Origin of the sequence: Aporhodopirellula sallentina SM41 (genome assembly GCF_000346505.1) — a bacterium.
Lineage (GTDB): Bacteria > Planctomycetota > Planctomycetia > Pirellulales > Pirellulaceae > Rhodopirellula > Rhodopirellula sallentina.
In genome coordinates, this window is sequence record NZ_ANOH01000411.1 from 1 (window position 1) to 18,080 (window position 18,080).

Sequence of the window (18,080 nt, forward strand, 5' to 3'; positions counted from 1 at the left end):
TCGCTCCGTCGTCGTCAGTGATTGTAGTCCGACGGTGAACGTGCCTGCAGTCACCGCATCGAACGAGGTGGTTTCTCCAGTCGCATCGTCGTACTCGCCGTCGTTGTTCAGGTCCCAAGCGTAAGCCGCGATCGTGCCGTCGCCGTCGGATCAGGCTGTGCCACTGAGCGAGATCGTATCGCCAACGGTTCCGGTGTAAGGGCCTCCCGCGTCAGCGGTTGGCGCGACGTTTTCAATAGTGTCGTTGGTGTTCATCGCACCGGGAGTCGCCACCGACAACACCGTCAACGTCGAGGAACCGTCAGGGAATCGTCCGTAGGAAACATCTGCCGTTTGTTCGTCAAACGTGATCGAATCGACCAGGGTTTCGCCGTCAGTATTGTAAAGCAAAACGCTTTCGCCACCCGCGGAGAGTTTGAAGGATGCGTGATCGTCGCCTTGGTCGGTATCGTCATCAGCCCAAATGATCAGGTAGCCGCCTGTGTCGATCGTCGATCCATCGGGGAACTGCCACTGGGTTGGATCTTCGGCGTCATCGGTCAGGTAGAATCCGCTGAGGTCAACCGAAGTTGTGCCGGGGTTGTATAGCTCGATCCAATCTTCAAACGAGTCCGCTTCATCGGGGTCTTCGATCGTTGCGTCATTGTCAGCCATGATCTCGTTGATGTAGATCTCGATCGATTCCGGATCCAGATCGTACGTCGCCAGAACCGAGGTCAGATATGTGGAACGATCTTCGATAAAACTGGTTAGTCCGTAGATCGTCCTCATGCCGTCACTGACATCGGTCGTCAGATTCTGCTCGAACTGTGCCGTCGTGTACTGCTTGTTCGGGTCCGCGGTTACGTCGGTTCGAATCAGGTCGGCAAGCTCATTGATTCGAGCGGTAGCCGACGTGACATCGAAGCCTTCTTCGAGCATCTCAGCCAGATCGCGAAGGTAGTCGGTGCTGTAATCATCGATTGCCCACAGGTTTTCCGCCAGCGGTCGCGGTTCGTCTTCCACAGGAGTTCCCGGAGGCCCCATGACCGTTCCCGTCGGCAACCAGAAGGGATCAATCTCGACCGGATCTTGGAATCGGTCGACGAACTGAGTAAATGTGCCGAACGATTCGTTCACATCCCAGAACACGTGCGTGAACTCACCCGTGTCGTCACGATCGTAGAGGTAGTAATTGTGTGCCGCACCGATGTACGAATCCAAGTTTACGAATAGGTTGTTGAGCGCAAGCGAAGCAAGCGTATCATCGACATCCAACAGCGGTTCGATGGCGTCGGCCAATTCACCCGACGGAGCGTTGTTGAGCACGTCGATGAACTCGATCAAATCCGTGTAGTCGTTCGCGGTCTCATTGGTCTTCAGTTCGTAGAATTCTTCGTAGTCCGCTTGATCAGTGCCCAGGTACGTCAGGTCCGAACCAAAGTCGGCTTGCGGGTCTTCCAGTAAGGCATCGTCCGACGCGGTTCCCTTGTAGAGGTTTCCGTCTTCGTCGTCGCTAAACCGGCTTTGCACGAACGTTTTGTCGATTTGCTCGACCGCCGTGTACAGCCCGTAATACTCACCGTTGATGTAGACCTTGGTATGCACCGCACGACCAACGCCTTCCACAAAGTTCGAAGCGTAGTCGTAGAACAGTTTCTCCCGCAGCATCGTCGGGTCGTTATAGTTGTTGTTCAGGTTCAGCTTCTTCAAACCCTGAAACGTTAGATCGTCGTTGTCTTCATCGTATTCATCGAAGTCAATTTTGATCGACTTCTTCACGCCTGTGCCATCGAATGACGAGTTGCCTTTGAAGCGAACGCCAACCTGGTCCAGTTCGATCCCGTCGCCCACAAAGCTGGCCTCAAAATACGGATCGTCTGGATCATTGGCGTGCGAATCGTAGAGCGTGTCGTACCAGTCGTCATCTTCAAACGTGATGTAGATCTCGTGAACGTAGGTGTCGTCGAAGAATGCGGCGGATGCATCATCAATGGCAACAGGGTCCCAGGGCGACACTTCGTCTCCCACGTTTGAAATGACAATCGTTCCCGTGTCGATGTCGGTTTCACCATCATCGTCGGTGACTTGTAGGCCGACGACGAACGTGCCCGCCGTCATTGAAGAGAAGTTTGCGTCTTCGCCGGTCGCGTCGTCATACTCGCCGTCGTTGTCCAGGTCCCAAGCGTAGGACGCGATGGTCCCATCATCGTCGTCGGATGCCGAAGCGGATAGCGAGATGGTGTCTGCGGTGGTACCCGCGTATGGTCCACCTGCATCCGCGGTCGGTGCGACATTCGACTCCGTAATATTCGAATTGGCGGCACCAGGCGTTGCAGTCAGCATCGAACCAAGAGTGTCACCGCCGTCGGGCGAGCGACCGTAGGAAACGTCGGTCAACTGCGCACCAAATTCAATTGAGTCGAGCAGGGTGGTTCCGTCGGTGTCGTAAAGTGCGACCGTTTCACCGTCAGATGACAATTTGAAGGAAGCGTGGTTGTCCCCTTGATCCGTATCACCATCGGCCCAAATCAGCAGGTGTTCGCCCGCCGCGATGGACGAACCTGATGGAAATTCCCACTGCTCCGGATCGCTGACGTCGTCGGTCAAGAACTTCCCACTCAGGTCGATTGCATCGGTGCTTGCGTTGTAGATTTCGATCCAGTCGTCAAACGCTCCGACTTCATCGGGATCTTCGATAATCGAATCGTTGTCCGCCATGAGTTCGTTGATGCAAAGATCACCGGCCAACATCTGGCGCGCCTCCAGGGCTTCGGCACGCAGGCAACGTGATGTGCGATGTCGACGTGTTTTTTTGGTGTTGTTCGAGCGGCGGACTTGTGAGATTGCAGAACTTGGAAGTTTCATGTCTTGGCGGTTGATTTCAATGGTGGAATTACGATCTAAATTCCAATGCGTTGTCGAAGCAAACATCGGGCCACCAAAAAAATGAAAATCTCGCAGTGAACCAGGTCACGAGTCCCCTGCTCGCCGGGGCGTCAATGTCATGGTGGAAGTCGCCAAGATTTTGGGCCCGCCATCAATTTGCAATTCATGGCGAGTTACGTTGCGAAAATCCAAGGCATTCGTGAAAGCCATTCGCACATTCACGCAAGTGTGCCGAGGTGACCGCGTTGGAGAGGTTTTCGAGCCTCGACGGCAGGCGTGCGACATATCGTCTAGCCCATGATGGGGTGCACGCTCGACGAGTGGCATCGGTAGCGAAACTCACCAAGAGTTTCGGCTTGGCTGGTCGACGGTGGTGGTGCCGAAAGTCTTGGCGACATTCGCTACGTATGGCATAGGCCTAAGTCATGTTTGGAAATTGATGCAAGTGCATAGAGATCGGGGTGGTATGCGGAGCATGCCCTACGTCACTTCTTCGCGAAGGGAAGATAGGTCCACCCATTATCTATTGACTTTGGGTTCGCGTGGCTGATTGAGGTAGTGCGTGATAAGACCGAGTATCATTTACTGTGTTCGGCTGGACGCGTTTTCGTGCTCTATTCGACAGCAGACATTTCGAGTCGCACATCACTGGATAGGAACATCTTGATGAATCTACCGGGCCGGTCATCTTCGCTATGGAGCCCTCTGCTGCTTGCTCTTTTGGTCACTCCGTCACTCGCCGCTGTAGGGCAGGAGGCAAGCAACGATTCGGCTCGAGGGCCATTGGCAACCGATGGGCCTCGTCGATTCTTTGTGTCCCCTCGCGGGGACGACGACGGGGTTGGAACAAGGGAACACCCATTTGCTACTTTGCATCGTGCGAGAGACGCCGCGAGAGAAATCGCGGGGAGGAGTGCTGAGATTATTCTCGGTCGTGGATCGTGGTCATTGGATACTGTGCTGAAGATGGATGAGCGTGACTCCGACGTCGTCTGGAGAGCAGCGTCGCCTGGGAAGTCCCATATCACGTCAGGAGTTTCGTTTGGGCCCAATCAACTGCGAAGGGTGTCGGGCGAGGATCGGAAACTCTTCCGAAAAGAGGTCGTCGATCGTATCGTGGAATTGGATCTCGGTACCGCTGGCGTCGGTGAAATGCGTCCCTGGCCGGACCGATTTGGCGATGGTACCGGAGGTCTCTTTGAAGTCTTCGTTGACGGGGAACGCATGCCGCTCGCTCGGTACCCCAACGTCGGCAACATGAAGATGAAGCGGGTCACACAAAATACGCCTGGCGTCTTTGAGTGGAGAGATGATCGTCACCGTGACTGGACTGATGCGATTGAACGAGGTGGGCTGTGGCTGCAAGGGTACTGGCGGGTTCCGTGGCAGGTCGACACCGTCCGAGTCGCCAAGCAGGACGCGGACCAAAATTTGGTTTACCATTCCACCAAGGTGGCACTGGGGATAGGCAATAAATACAAGCGGCCCCAGGGCAACGGTGCCGAGCCCTACATTGCGATCAACCTGCCCGAGGAGATCGACATGCCCGGTGAATGGGCTGTCGATTTCATTACCAATAAGCTTTACTTTCTGCCCGTCGTATCTCCAGACGAAGCTCGCATTACGATCGCAAGTTCGAAGGAGCCGTTGTTCGAACTCAAGGGAGCTAATCGTGTCGCGTTGAAGGGTTTAACGCTCGAGGTCGGGCGTAGCGATGGCATCGTTGTCAACGACGGAGAGGGAGTGTCGATCTCACAATGCACCTTCCGGTATCTCGGGAAGACGGCCGTTCGAATCAGCGGTGGCAGGAAACATACGGTGGAACGTTGCCATATCTACGAGATTGGTGGTGGCGGGATCGTAATCAGTGGTGGCGACCGCACGACATTGACACCCTGTCATCATGAGGCTCGTGATAACCATATCCACCACTTTGCCCGAACTCAAAAAATATACGCCGCGGGGATTCAAATCTCCGGCGTTGGAGTCAAGGTTCGCCACAACGAGATCCACGATACACCGCATCTCGGGGTGGGCGTTTCGGGAAACGAGCATCTTCTGGAATACAACAACGTTTATCACTTTGCCCAAGTCTCCAACGACATGGGCGGCTTCTATTCCGTTCTCGACTGGGCCGGCCGCGGCAATGTCTATCGCTACAACCTGATTCACTCCAGCCCGAGCGGCGAAGGAATCTACTTTGACGATGGGCAGAGCGGAGCGTTGGTCTATGGCAATGTTCTTTACCGATTGCACACGGGGATTTTTGTAGGTGGCGGGCACGACAACATTTCGCGAGGAAACATCGCGGTCGATTGCTCGGCGGGGTACCATCTCGACGCGAGAGGCATCCATCGAAACTACACCGCCGAGAACCCCAAACGCGTCCACAGCGTCGCACAATTCAACCACAAGGAACCACCGTGGAGCAAAGCCTATCCAGAGATGGTTGATATCCTGGAAAACCATCCCGAACGCCCCACCGGGACGATGTTCAAAGACAACTTGGCGATCGATTGTCGGTCTGTTCTGCGTTTAAAGGACAAACCATACCTGAACCTCAGCATCATCGATAACAACGTGGCAGGCGATGACGACTACTCCACGTTGGATTCACTCGTGTCCGCGATCACGGAAGGAAATCTCAAGAGCGTCGCACCGCAGATCAAGCACATGGCGATCGACCAAGCGGGACCGCGAAACGAAGAGGGCATTCACTACACCTATGTTGATTCCGAGTCGACGCGGTATCGCTACGATTTCGGAACAAACGATTCGCCGGTCGGGGAAGGTTGGAGTCCAGTAACACCAGAAGCCCGAGGCCATCTCGATATCAGCAGTGGCATCAACATCACGGCCATCGACCGAGGTTCGCAGGACGCAGTTGATCCCGTCGCCCGCGATTTCATGACGGGATACGGAACCAGCAAACTACGGCACAAAGTCAGCAACGGGATGTGGGAATTCACAGTTCAGTTACCAGATGCAGTTCATCCCAGGGGAGAATTGCGTGTCAAGGCGGAAGGCATCGCCTTTTCTCTCCATGTCGAGGAGGCGGGTGTGCCGACTCAGATTACGGGATCGGTTGAGGTGAAAGACGGCGAGCTGAACATCGACTTTCTGGGCGGCGATTTCTTTGGTACCGGGGAATCGAATTCGCAATGGGCCGTCGCTGCTTTGTCACTCGTCAAAATGCAGCCATAGCAGCAGCGTGACAACCCTTTTGGGTATCCACTGATTCGGGATGAGCGACAAGGCAATCGCGAGAGTGATGGTGGCTGTCGCTATTGACCAAGAAAAGAACGAAGGACACGAAAGTTGTGGGTGAGGTATCTTTGCGACGGGAGGAACGTCGTCGCGATTGTCACTCGCTTGTGCTTCGTGCTAGTAAAATCTAGCGATGGTCGTTAGCCGCGGTTTGTATGGAGCATACGGGGCGAACGCCCGCCGGCTAATTGGTTTGTCGAGGTGGCTGGATCGGTTCTCGATTTTTCGATGCTCAGCAGGTTGCGGATTTCAGTGGGTTGCGGACGGATGTGTGTGTGCTTGTTCGGCACTGGCCGACACGTGTTTCATAATTGCGTTTGCAACCTGTTTCGCTATTTCTTTCGCGCCTTCTGCATTTGGATGGATGCTATCGGGGAACATCTTTTTCTTGCCGCTCAAAGCGGTGTTGAGATCGATGATGCTGACTCCCGTTTGCTCGGCAATCTCGTTGATTTTCGGAATGAGTTCATTCACGATCACCTCGTTACCGAACTTGAATTTGTCATGTCCGGGATAAACGGGGACCGGATAGCAGATCCAGATTTTTGGTTCGCTATCGAGATCCTGGAAAGAGCGAATCAAGTCAACGTAGTCAGAAACGTAATCCGCCTGGTGTTTCTCCCAGTTCATAGGCCTTAAGTCATTCGTGCCTAGTTTGATGATCACGATATCGGGATTCATGGCAAGCGCAGCCTTGTACTCCCGAGTGTCCCAGTAAGGAGCGTGTCCCTGCTTCAACACCGTTCGACCGTTGCGTCCAAAATTCCCAACGGACCATCCGTCGCCGAGTGCGTGGGCGAGTTGAGCGGGATAGCTTTGGTGTTCTCGGTCTTCTATCGCGAATCCAAAAGTGATGCTATCGCCCACACAAGCTACTTTTATTGGCGCTGTCTTTCCTTCTGCCAACGCGACCATCGAGGTTACCAACACTGTCGCTGTTGCCATGAAGGTGATGATTCTGTTTGGCATAGTGTTGTGTTTCGTTTGGTTTGCCGAACGGTGGGAGCAGTGATCGGAGTCGGTGGCGTGTTGTTTTCGAGGAGAGGGCAGGGGATGCCACCTGTCATCACTTGATGCAGGTTCAATCGCAGCCGCAGTTCGTCGATTCATTCTGATTTTGGTTTCGCTATGCATAGGATACCCAACCACGAAACGCGAATCCGGTGTAGAACAAGCTGACGTCGGAGAACCCCGCTTCGCGCATGAGCGATTCGTCCTGTTCGGGGGCGAGAATGGTGAGATGAGAGTCGATTGCTTTGCGTGCTTTCTCTGCTTTTGCAGGTTCCACTCCAGAACTTGTGACGTACGCGGCGTATCGCGACAGCCACCTCGAACGTGCCCCATCGGATTGCGGAAAGCTCATGTGAACGGCAATGAAGGGTGCGTTCGGCTTAAGACGCTGGCGCACGGCAGCCAACATTTGCTTTCGCTCTTCGACGTCGGCAAAATGCATGGTTAAAATGCATGTCGCTGCATCAAACGGTCCGCTCGGTGCGACGTCGATCTTGCCTTCGTGAAGAGAAACTCGCGAGCCAAGCGGCCCCAGGGTTTGAGTGGCCAGTTGCAGCATCGATGGCGATGGATCAACGCCATCAAACGTCCAGCTTGGTTGGGCTTCGGCGAAGGCCTTCAGTTCCAGCCCGCCGCCTGCCCCGACAACCAAAACACGCCCACCGGTTCCAACACGTTCAGCCAGCAACAATGTCGCCATCCGCTGCATGTCAGTGAAACCGGGGAAAGCAAGCCGTGGTGAATCCGCGTAGTTGGCAACCGCTTGCGGATCATGAAATGCTGCCCTCAAAAAGTCATCGTTGGACGCCATGAGAATTCCGTTTTGCCTTGAGAGAAACACCTTTGGCTCGAAGTCGTTCATGGCAATCCGAGTTGAGTGATGCCAGGGTGACCTCACCGAGTCGCTGTAGCAACAATTGCTCGGCTTCGTCAAACGTCTGGCCTAGCGCAGCGTTCACGGATTGCTCCACCAAGCATCCCGGCGAATCGGTGCGGTTGCCGATCGCCAGCAACGAGGGACTGCCGACCGCTTCGTAGATGTCCCGCAACGTGACTTCTTCCAGGTTACACGCCACCGTCCAACCGCCACCATGTCCCTTTTCCGATCGCACGTAGTCTTGCTCGCGCAGTCCCGCCATCAGGCGACGCACCACAACAGGATTCGTGTCCATGATCTTGGACAGATCATCGGACGTGACCGGTTCATCCAGTTCTGCCATGTGCAGCAAAATGTGGAGCACGCCCGATAGTTTGCTATCTCGCTTCATGTAACTTACGGTATTACGTGAAGGTGTTTTCGTCAAGCTGGAAACTTGTGGGCATGGGAATCGTGCCAATGAGCATGTCTCGGCGTTGGTCTTCGCGTCGCAACCGTGAGCCGAATGGCCATTAGGCCTCGGGTGGAATCGTCGACTCGGTTTACGGGCCAACATACCGAATACCCGAGTGCTTACGCACTTCGGCTCATTGGTGGGGAACGTCCGGAGTCCAGGCTTCAGACGCTAGAGCACCACGAGCTTGATTCCGAAAAAGGTGCAGACATTCTTTCCGTGTCTTTTGGGAATCTGTCGCAGCGTTTAAGACTCTGAAACCGGATTCTCTTCCAAGGTGTGCCCTGTATACCACCCGTGCACAATTTGCTACCATTGGAGGCGTGGATTAGGGAAACATTCAAGCAATTTTCCAGAGGAGAAAGTGGGCATGGAACTCTTCGATACTCTTACCAGGCTAGCATCTCGGCTTGATTCGCAACGAGAGTTGCTCAGCACAGAAGAAGCAACGAAAAACGCGGTGATCATGCCGATCATAAATGCGTTGGGTTACAACGTATTTGACCCGACTGAGGTGATTCCTGAATTCACCGCGGATGTTGGAGTCAAAAAGGGAGAGAAGGTTGATTATGCGATTGTCGTCGACGGTGAGCCAACGATTCTGATTGAGTGCAAAGGGATCAACACGAAGTTGGATTTCAAGCACGCTTCGCAGTTGTACCGGTATTTTGGCGTTACGGCGGCAAGGTTTGCTGTCCTCACTAACGGACAGCATCTTTGGTTCTACACGGATCTCGATTCGCCGAATCAGATGGATTCAAAGGCTTTCTTCAAATTCGATCTCAACGATTTTGATGCACGAGACGTCGCTGAATTAAGCAAGTTCGGGAAGAGTGTGTTCAACCTCGACAACATCTTGGCCAATGCAACCGAGCTAAAATACACTCAGCAGTTGGGGGCGGTGTTGGCTACTGAGGTCGAGTCACCAAGCGATGAATTGGTGAAGCATTTGACGTCGAAGATCTACGATGGGCGTTTTACCGCTGCCGTTTGCGATCAGTTTCGACCTCTCGTCAAATCAGCTTTCAGAGATTTTATCAATGAACGGCTGAGCAATCGTCTCAAGTCGGCTTTGCAGGGTGTCAGTGCGGATATTGAGGCACCGGAATCTGAGGCAGATGATGAACCGCAAGACAATGGAATCGTGACGACCGCAGAGGAAATTGAGGGGTTCCACATCGTTCGTGCGATCTTGGCGAAGCATATCCCGGTGAAGCGGGTTGTGATGCGAGACACGAAGAGTTATTGCGGAGTTCTGTTGGACGATAACAATCGGAAGCCGATCTGTCGTCTGCACTTCAACGGCGGGCAAAAGTACATTGGGACGTTCGATGCCGAGAAAAACGAAACTCGCAACCCGATTGAAAGGTTGGAGGCAATCTATGACTTTGAAGAGCAGATTGTTGGATCTATCCATGCATATGACGGAAGCGCCGAACCAGCGAGCGCGCCGGTTGAATGACTTGATGGTGGAAATGCCGGTTGCTTTCTAAGCCTCGGTGAATTTGGTGTCCGGGGGAGCGAGCAGACTGATTGTGCCACGCACCATGTCTTGACGATGATCCGGGCGTCGCAACCGTGAGCCGAATGGCCGTTAGGCCTCGGGTGGAATCGTCGACTTGGTTTGCGGGCCGATATGCCGAGTACCCGAGTGCTTACGCACTTCGGCTCACTGGTGGGGAACTGGGGCTTGGAAGGACCGCACTACGTGGATGGGCGAATGAGGCATGTGGATGGTGCCGCCCACGGTGTGTGTCTGACTTCTGGCGAATCCAGTTACGGGGTTGTCCAGATTGGGTGTTTGGCGATTGTTGCGGTTAATTCGGAGACGAGGTCTTTGATCGGGCGCGCCGTTGGTTCTGAGTTGGTGGGATCGTCTGGGTTGAGATGCGTCACGATTGGTCGCATTTCGCTGAAGGATCGGAACCAGGTTTCTTGACGGCGGGCGAGACGGCGCGTGTGGAAGAGGACTTGCTCGGCGACGGATGACCAGTCGAATTGATTTGGTTGAAGATCGTGATTGCCGGTTTCTGACGTCTCCTCTTTTACGTTCGTCGTCGTTGCTTCGATCAGGCGTGCGAACTCGCTGCTCTCAAGTACCTCGCGGTATCCGACGGCGGTGCGGGCTGTTTTGGATAGATTCGGATATGTAGTGATGAGATTTCGTATCTCGTCGATCAATCCTGCTTTGAACATCTGCTCGACGCGGGTTTCGATTCTCCGGTGCAGCACGGCGCGCGGTGTTTGAATCGTGAACACCAATCCTTCTTCGGGTTCGGGTGCGGCATCGAATTGGTTCTGTCGATGGCTGATCGGTATGCCGACTTCTCGTGCGAACTCCAACGCCCGAATCATCCGTCGGACGTCGCTCGGATCGATCCGCGCCGCCGATAACGGATCGACTTGTTCGAGTCGTTTCCGAAGAGCCTCGGTGCCGTGTTGCTCGACATCTTTCATCACCGATTGTCGGAACGACTCATCGGCGGGCGGTCCGGGATCGAACCCGCGAAGGATGGCTTTGAGATACATCGGCGTGCCACCGACAAACATCGGGCGGTTGCCTCGGTTCCAAATTTCGTCAACGCGTCGGTGCACGGAGGCGAGGTACTCCGCGACGCTGTATTCGTGGTCGGGATCCACGACGTCGATCAAGTGATGCGGGACCTGGCGTTGTTCTTCCGGTGAGGGCTTGGCGGTCCCGATGTTCATGTGGCGATAGACGGCGATCGAATCGAGCGAGATGATTTCGATCGAGCGACGGTCGCTGACGCCGGAGTTTTGAGGGGCATGAGTGGAGCCCGTGGCAACCGTTGCGTTCGACAAGGCCGCTGCCACTCGCAGGGCAAGTTGCGTTTTGCCCGACGCGGTCGGACCGGTTAGCACGATGACGCGGTCAAGAAGCCCCGGAAAACAGTCGGCGGATGCGTGGTTCGGGGATGAAGTGCCTGCAGCGCCGGTGCCTATGGAGCGGGTGTTTGTTGAGTCGGCGTGATGCGAACCTGTGCTCGGTGAATCTGGTGCGGTCCTGGGGTCGGGCGTCATCGAAGTCAAAGAAAGTCCAAACGAAGTTCACTGATGTGGTAGAATCAAGTGTCGTGGAGAGTTCGCGATTGTGAAAGGGTGTTGACTCATTTCGCATCCGTGATCGGTCAAAATGTTATGGCTGTGCGGATATGCGGGGTGGTTGCGCCGGGGTAATTGGAAGGGTGTGTTCCTGGGGCTTCTCAGGCGGATCGTTTCTGGTTGCGCGTCGCGTTTTCGGTGACCGGTGAGGCTTGGCAAAATGCCTTAGACTGATCAGTTAACGAGAAATCGACGCTGAATCCGGCCTCGGTGGGGCGTGTTTCGCAGGATGGCCGCACAAACCGGTTTGGTTGTGCAGTCGGAATTGGAACGAGTGTTTCGGGCCGTTGCCATTTGAATTGCCACTCGAGTCCATTGCCATTTGTCTCAAAAGCGGCACAATTTGTGAGAACCTATTTGAAAGCTCGAGCGGGTTGATCGGCGGGTCAGTTGATCAGCACGCAAGTTGATGAGCAGCCAAGTTGATCGGTCGCCACGTTACTCCGCCTGCGGGCGTTTGGTCCGGATGTGCCGTGTGAACCGCGGCTAGCGCCGATTGGCTCGTTGTATTCGGATCGGTTTTTAATCTCGTTTTGATTGTTCGCCTGTCATCGTTTCTCTGTTGGAACCGACCGTCATGGGCATGACTTACTTTCGCCGATACCGCATGGAGTTAGACCTGCGCGGATTCCGTGCGCAGTGGGATCATGAATCCTTGACCGATGCGGGATATCAGTTGATCGGTTTCGACGAAGGTTTGGTGCGTGAACACGCTCAGGCCAAGTATCACAGTTTCTTTCGCGAGATCGACGCGGACGTCTTTCCTTGCCTCGGCCGTCGTGACGGGTGTCTGCGTTTGATGCGTGAGATTACTTCGCGGGCATCGTTCGTGCCGGGATCGACTTGGTTGCTGCGTTATCGAGATCGCCCCGGTGGTCGTGGGATGCCGGTAGGAACCGTGCAAGGGCTCGAGCAGGACGGATGGGGAGCGATTCAGAATCTCGGCGTTACGCCGGAGCATCGCGGTCGAGGATTGGGGCGATTGTTGCTCAACCGGGCCGCCGCGGGATTCCAGGCTGCTGGGTTGGACAAGATGCACCTCGAGGTAACCACCGCGAACACCGGAGCGATTCGGTTGTATGAGCAAATCGGTTTTCGCCGCGCGAAAGTCGTCTACAAGGCGTGCGAAATCGTTGGTTGATCCGTTTTCCGTGAACGCGATCGGTTAGTTGAGGCGAGAGAGTGCCTCGTGAAAGAGACGCGTTCGAATGGCGGCTTGGCGGGATTTGGAGGGAATCGATGAGCCACAAGTGAACGACTACCCCGAAGGGATGCTCAGCGAGTAGTCGTGGGTTGAGTGAAACGACCCCACGGTTACCGGTGCGCAGCGTTAATTTGGCCCTGTTTACTTGGCACTGATTATTTTCCCTGGCTGAGGCACTGCAACCAAGCCTGATCTTCCGCGGCCCCTCCGGGGTCGAAGTCTCTTGTTGGAAACTCTGTTGCCGTGGTGTTCGCTACGCTCGACCACCGGTTAATTGCTTGACACGCGTCCGGCGTGAAGAAGTTGTGGGGAATCAAGTCGTGGTAGGAACCGCGGCTAATGCCGATCGGCTGATGGGGAGTGGCACGGTGCCGTTAGGCGGGCTGGATGTCGCTGAAGATGAGGCGGCGGACTAGGTACAGCGATTCTCTTTGTTTGCCGCGCAGGCGTCTTTTCCTTTCTGCTTTCTTCACTGCGGCGTCGAAATCGGTGGGTGACAGGAACAGTTCGGCGGTTTGTGTCATGCCGGCGAGCTTTGCCACGTGATCGAGAGCGACACGGTGTGGAAGACCGATGCGATGGGCTCGGCACAATTCGAGTGTGAGGTCGTCAGCGATTGGGATGGCGGGAACGCGCAGTTGGCAGATCACCCAGTAGATTCCGCCGACGACCAACAGTCCCAGCAGCACCGCGGCGACAATCCACCATGGGAATCCTTGCGTGGGTGCGATTTCACGATACTCCGGTGCGAGTTCGCTTCGCCGCGTTTCGGCGAGGTACAGCCATGACGTGGTGCAGATGTCGATGATGTGTGTGTGCATCAGATCGAGCGTCGTTTCGTTTCCGTTCATATGGTAATCCCCCGACGTTGGAGTGAATCTTTGGCGGCGTCGCGAAGTGAACCGAGTGGTGATGTGGCGAGTTCTTTTAGTAGACCTGCCGACGTATCACACGTTGCGGTCGCGAGAGCTTCAGCGGCCGCGAGTCGGGCCCGTTGGTGGTCGCTGTGAACGATGTTCGTAAACGGTTCGATCATCAATTCAACAAGGCCGAGCGTTTGCGCAAACTCGATCGCTTCGATGCGTCGACTCATGACCGCGTGTCGTAGGCCGTCGCGAACCACATCGAGCGTGGCAGGGTCGATCCGCATGAGCGTCTTGCCGATTCGCATCCGCTCTTTTGCGGAGAGCGTTGGGAACAGTGGCAACATGTTATTGATGTTGAACTCGCCCAGCAGCCGTTTGGCGGGTTTGCTAAAGCGTGACTTCTTGGCTTCGGCCCACTTTACCAATCGCAGACAAACGTCGGCGGCGCGATCTTCAAACGATTCGCTGTGTGAGAACTCGTCACGGTCAGTGTTCGTCGTGGCCTCTGCGGCGGTGTTTGCCGTGCGGGCTTTTTCTGTCGCTTGGGGATCGTGGCTGGCCGACGATTCGGGGGGCGCCAATAACGCTTCGATGCGATCGCTGCTGACCGCTTGTAGCCAGTAGTCGGCGTTGGGCACGTCACACCGGCTCAAGCAAATCGAGACCGCATCGTAGGCGGCTTGGCTCGAGGTGATGGGGGCGTGATGTCGTTGGAGGATTTCCAGCAGCACGGCGATCGTTTCCGGATCATGTTGCATCGCCATGGTATAGGCGTGGGCGATCGCGGCGTCGCGGTCGATACCGAGCGTTCGCAGTAGTGAAACACCACCTCGGAGGCAATCAGGCAGGCCGTACTCTTTGAGGTTCGTCAGGGTGACCGACGAGGGGTCGGGTGTGATGACTTGCAGCAGCGTCTCGCAGTACATCGCATCGCAGCGTTGCAGCATGAGACCGAGCAGGCAATCAGGAATTGATCGTCGGCGTATGAAACCTGCCAGCAGTTCCATGACGGCCTGCTGTTGGCTGTTGCGAAGACGGCGGAGGAGCACGGTGCGACAGGACGAGTCGTCTGTCAGTGCGGCTCGCAATGCGGGGTCGTTCCACGTGCTGATCACGAGGAACGCGTCGAGCAGTTCTTCGCATCGGTGTTTCTGGAAATTCTTGGCGCTTTGAAGCAGTTGGTTTGTCAGTTCCAAACGTTGGCGTTCGACGTTCGGATCGGGACGCTGGCCCGCGTATTGACGGCGAGCGTGTTTGCCCCAGGTGCTCGCCAAAGGCACGACGGTGTCGATGCATTGTTGACGAACGATGTGTGAGAAGTTTTTCCACGAAGCGTCGATCAGCAGCGGCAACGCATCGCGGATCGAAAAGAACAACACGATCTCAGTCAGCACCGCCGTGCGATCGACGTCGAGTTTTGCGTCACCGGCTTCCGCTTTGGACAGTTCGTCGGTGAGAGTCTCGACCACGGTTGCGCATAATCCTTCGCGGTGGTTCTTGGTGGCTTCGATAATTTCGTCGCGGTAGCGATCCCAGTGTGCGATCACCAATTCATGCGATCGCCGGCAGTCTCGCTGGGCCAGCGTGCGGAAGCAGTATTGACGTGCCCGAGCGTCTTCGCTGGTCAGACCGCGGGCGAGGACATCGACCGCTTCCGGTCGGGACGTTTCGGCTAGAATGCGATAGGTGGTTTCGAGCGACATGGTCTTGAGCGGTACCACGAAATTCTTGATAGGCAGATTCGATAGTCAAACGTAGGTCTCCCTTTGCACACTACCCGCCACCTGATCTGGGGAAACCAGTCCGATTCAGCGACCGACATCCCTACCGTTGGATCGACCGGCACAACCCGTACAACGGTTCTTTTGACGATGGCGACACTCGCGGCGTTGATGGTTTGGTTGTTGATCGGCGAGGCAGCGATGGCGGGTTCGCAGGAGGGTGACATGCCGCTGGTCAGGCTGCATGCGGAGGTGAGCCAAACGACCGAAGCGTCCGGATTTGCGTTCCCCGCACGCGTTGCTTTGATCCGCAGTGGAAACACGAGCGAGCCGCTCGCGGTGAGGTTGTCGATCGAGGGCACGGCAACGAACGGCGACGATTACGAGAGGTTGTCTCCGATCGTTAAGTTTTCGTCGGGGCAAGAATTTCAGTACGTGCGAATTCAACCAATCGAAGATGACCGGCTCGAAGGGCCCGAGACAATTGTCCTGCGATTGTTGCCAAACACCGAAAACGATTTACGAGAGAGCGGCGGTCTGACGCCTGAGATTGAAAATGGGGCCACCTATCGTTTGGGGGCACCGAGTAGTCGGGAGGTCACAATCACCATCGCCGGTGAGGTGACCGAGCGGCAGCGCGGGGAGGCGTTCGTGTTCGGTCAGAAGGCCAGAGCACCGCAATGGACGGGCGATTCCCAATCCCATCGCCGAACCAGAGTGGACGGTATTGGTTTGCCTTTTGCGTTGGTCGATCGAGTCTCAGTGGTCGGGGCCGAAAACCCTTGGGATGATTCGCTATCTTGGCCGCTGGAATCAAGCGTCGAGAAAGGAGACGAGGTTCTCGTTAGTCTGTTTGCTCGGGTGATGGAAGACTCGACGGGCGAGCAGTCTGGCAACGCGGAAGGCAAATTGACAGTCCGTTTGCAGCACGACCAAGCTCCCTATGTCGGGATCGAGGAAACGTTCACGGTTGGTGAGACGTGGCAACCGTTGTTGTTGCGAACACGGTTGTCGGATGCGATCCCCGCCGGCGAGTCATCGTTGAGCGTTCGAGTGGGATACGGTCGACAGACGTTGGAAATCGCCGGTTTCCAGTTCTGGAATTTCGGCAAAGAACGTCACCCATTTTTGCCACAAGGGATCTTCAGCTACGAGGGCAGGGAAGCGGACGCGTCGTGGCGTTCCGGGGTGGCGGAGCGGATCCGGCAAACTCGCAGTGAATCGGTTCGGTTCTACGTTGACACGCCACCTGGGGCCGAGCGTTCTTACCGCTACCGGTTGAAGAAGGCGGAGTATGAAATCGGAACGGCGGTGAATTCGCGGTGGGTTGCGGCGACGGCGGGTGAGATGTGGGCGTCGGAGGATGCCAAGAAGTATCGTTCTGTTGTCAAAAAGTACTTCGACCGCGTAACGGACGAGAACGCTCAGCAATGGGCGGCGTGGGAACAAAATCCGAAACGCGCGATCGAGACGGCGGAGTGGGCTATTGATAACGGTCTGACATTAAGGGGACACAGCGTGCTTTGGGGGGATCCGGTTGATTGGCCTTCGCCGCCGGATCTGTGGAAGGATTATCAGGAGATCTTGGTGACTCGTGGCGGCGGTGTTCGCGTGGGGATGATGGAGATGCGGCGGCGAGTGGCAGCTCACATTCGCCAAAACGCATTGGTGGCACTTTCGGGCAGCATCGAGGGGACCGACGATCCGATCATCGCGCAGTGGGATGTGCTCAACCATCCGATTCTGCATGACGAGATGTGGGAAATCACTGGATGGGAGTTCTTGCGAGCGGCGATTCGCGAGGTGCGAACTCTTGCTCATCCCAAGACCGAATTGTTTGTGAATGAGGATCAGGTATTGAGTCTGCCGGGGCATCCGAACGCGAGGCCGCTCCATGAACTGATCTCCGATTTCTTGGACGCCGGGTTGCCGATTGACGGGGTGGGGTTTCAATGCCATTTCAAGAGCGAGCGTCTGCCGTCGATCGCGAGTATCGAGTCAACGATTCGGCGGTTCACGGGCTTGGGTTTGAAATTGCATGTTACGGAGTTCGATATTGACGATCAACATATCGATCGGCAAACGCAAGCCGATTTCACCCGCGACTTTCTGGAATTGATCGCCTCGGAACCTTCCTTCACGTCGACCACGGTATGGGGATTTTGGGAGGGCGAACATTGGCGGAGTGAGGAAGGGACCGCAATGTGGGACCAGCAATGGAATCTGCTACCCCACGGGCAAGTGCTGATCGATCATCTCGACCGAGATTGGAAACCGCTGCGGTTCCGGCCGGTGTCGAGCGAGTCGGCCGGAGCGGAAAAGCTTCCCGCCGATGCAACGGCCGTGGCAACGCAAACCCTCCGCCGAGGAAATTACGAGGTCGACGAGCTTGATGCGCTTGGTCGTGTTCGCAAGAGTTGGCTGATCACGGTCACGCCTACGGATACGCGATTCGAACTGATGTCTCGTTGATAAAGGTGATAGGTGGCCGGGACGCAGATGGTAGCCGGAGTCGCCTGGAGCTTGGTGGTGTGTTGGTGGTGGAGAGTCTGAGCTTGTCGGCTGTTTCAGCTACCGGCGTGCTGATTCTTGAGATCTTCATTGGGATGCGAAATTTTTCATGTTTGTGTCCACGGGTTCTTGGGGAAGGATCTTGGGGGCAATTTGCGAACCATGGCGGGCGAATGAT

11 protein-coding genes are annotated in these 18,080 nt (G+C 55.6%); 4 read left to right on the plus strand and 7 right to left on the minus strand.

Annotated features, from left to right (window positions below):
• Nucleotides 1-150: 150 nt before the first annotated feature.
• Nucleotides 151-2,847 (minus strand): CotH kinase family protein, encoded by a 2,697-nt coding sequence (locus RSSM_RS26680; protein WP_160168183.1) that lies wholly within the window; start codon nt 2,845-2,847, stop codon nt 151-153.
• Nucleotides 2,848-3,825: 978 nt separating this feature from the next.
• Here RSSM_RS26680 and RSSM_RS26685 point away from each other — a divergent pair.
• Nucleotides 3,826-6,072 (plus strand): right-handed parallel beta-helix repeat-containing protein, encoded by a 2,247-nt coding sequence (locus tag RSSM_RS26685; RefSeq protein WP_008687090.1) that lies wholly within the window; start codon nt 3,826-3,828, stop codon nt 6,070-6,072.
• Between the two features lie 312 nt (nt 6,073-6,384).
• On the opposite strand, the gene RSSM_RS26690 is transcribed toward RSSM_RS26685, so the two are convergent.
• The 3 genes from RSSM_RS26690 to RSSM_RS26700 form a co-directional block, all read right to left on the minus strand.
• Nucleotides 6,385-7,104: a GDSL-type esterase/lipase family protein gene (locus tag RSSM_RS26690; protein WP_044303751.1), complete on the minus strand. Its 720-nt coding sequence runs from the start codon at nt 7,102-7,104 to the stop codon at nt 6,385-6,387.
• Nucleotides 7,105-7,261: 157 nt separating this feature from the next.
• Nucleotides 7,262-7,957, minus strand: a complete 696-nt coding sequence (locus RSSM_RS26695) for a class I SAM-dependent methyltransferase (protein ID WP_008687093.1) — start codon at nt 7,955-7,957, stop codon at nt 7,262-7,264.
• Nucleotides 7,941-8,414, minus strand: a complete 474-nt coding sequence (locus RSSM_RS26700; protein WP_008687094.1) for an Rrf2 family transcriptional regulator — start codon at nt 8,412-8,414, stop codon at nt 7,941-7,943. Before RSSM_RS26700 ends, RSSM_RS26695 begins: the two co-directional genes overlap by 17 nt.
• Before the next feature lie 433 nt (nt 8,415-8,847).
• Between RSSM_RS26700 and RSSM_RS26705 the strand changes: the two genes are divergently transcribed.
• Nucleotides 8,848-9,939: a type I restriction endonuclease gene (locus tag RSSM_RS26705; protein WP_008687095.1), complete on the plus strand. Its 1,092-nt coding sequence runs from the start codon at nt 8,848-8,850 to the stop codon at nt 9,937-9,939.
• A 314-nt stretch (nt 9,940-10,253) separates the two neighbouring features.
• On the opposite strand, the gene miaA is transcribed toward RSSM_RS26705, so the two are convergent.
• Nucleotides 10,254-11,360 carry a tRNA (adenosine(37)-N6)-dimethylallyltransferase MiaA gene (miaA, locus tag RSSM_RS26710; protein WP_008687096.1) on the minus strand — a complete coding sequence of 369 codons (1,107 nt, stop codon included), beginning with the start codon at nt 11,358-11,360 and terminating at the stop codon, nt 10,254-10,256.
• An 817-nt stretch (nt 11,361-12,177) separates the two neighbouring features.
• On the opposite strand from miaA, the gene RSSM_RS26715 reads away from it, so the two are divergent.
• Nucleotides 12,178-12,741 (plus strand): GNAT family N-acetyltransferase, encoded by a 564-nt coding sequence (locus tag RSSM_RS26715; RefSeq protein WP_044303752.1) that lies wholly within the window; start codon nt 12,178-12,180, stop codon nt 12,739-12,741.
• Nucleotides 12,742-13,178: 437 nt separating this feature from the next.
• On the opposite strand, the gene RSSM_RS26720 is transcribed toward RSSM_RS26715, so the two are convergent.
• Together RSSM_RS26720 and RSSM_RS26725 are read right to left on the minus strand one after the other, a co-directional pair.
• Entirely contained in the window at nt 13,179-13,655 is a 477-nt protein-coding gene (locus RSSM_RS26720) for a hypothetical protein (RefSeq protein WP_008687101.1), read from the minus strand.
• Nucleotides 13,652-15,391, minus strand: a complete 1,740-nt coding sequence (locus tag RSSM_RS26725) for a hypothetical protein (RefSeq protein ID WP_236621418.1) — start codon at nt 15,389-15,391, stop codon at nt 13,652-13,654. Before RSSM_RS26725 ends, RSSM_RS26720 begins: the two co-directional genes overlap by 4 nt.
• 45 nt (nt 15,392-15,436) lie before the next feature.
• On the opposite strand from RSSM_RS26725, the gene RSSM_RS26730 reads away from it, so the two are divergent.
• Nucleotides 15,437-17,863: an endo-1,4-beta-xylanase gene (locus RSSM_RS26730; protein ID WP_008687104.1), complete on the plus strand. Its 2,427-nt coding sequence runs from the start codon at nt 15,437-15,439 to the stop codon at nt 17,861-17,863.
• Nucleotides 17,864-18,080 lie beyond the last annotated feature (217 nt).

Bases quoted from the DNA above. Each gene is read 5' to 3' on its own strand.
- RSSM_RS26705 (WP_008687095.1), top strand. From the start codon at position 8,848: ATGGAACTCTTCGATACTCTTACCAGGCTAGCATCTCGGCTTGATTCG.
- RSSM_RS26690 (WP_044303751.1), bottom strand. From the start codon at position 7,104: ATGCCAAACAGAATCATCACCTTCATGGCAACAGCGACAGTGTTGGTA.
- RSSM_RS26700 (WP_008687094.1), bottom strand. From the start codon at position 8,414: ATGAAGCGAGATAGCAAACTATCGGGCGTGCTCCACATTTTGCTGCAC.
- RSSM_RS26720 (WP_008687101.1), bottom strand. From the start codon at position 13,655: ATGAACGGAAACGAAACGACGCTCGATCTGATGCACACACACATCATC.
- RSSM_RS26680 (WP_160168183.1), bottom strand. From the start codon at position 2,847: ATGAAACTTCCAAGTTCTGCAATCTCACAAGTCCGCCGCTCGAACAAC.
- RSSM_RS26695 (WP_008687093.1), bottom strand. From the start codon at position 7,957: ATGGCGTCCAACGATGACTTTTTGAGGGCAGCATTTCATGATCCGCAA.
- RSSM_RS26715 (WP_044303752.1), top strand. From the start codon at position 12,178: ATGGGCATGACTTACTTTCGCCGATACCGCATGGAGTTAGACCTGCGC.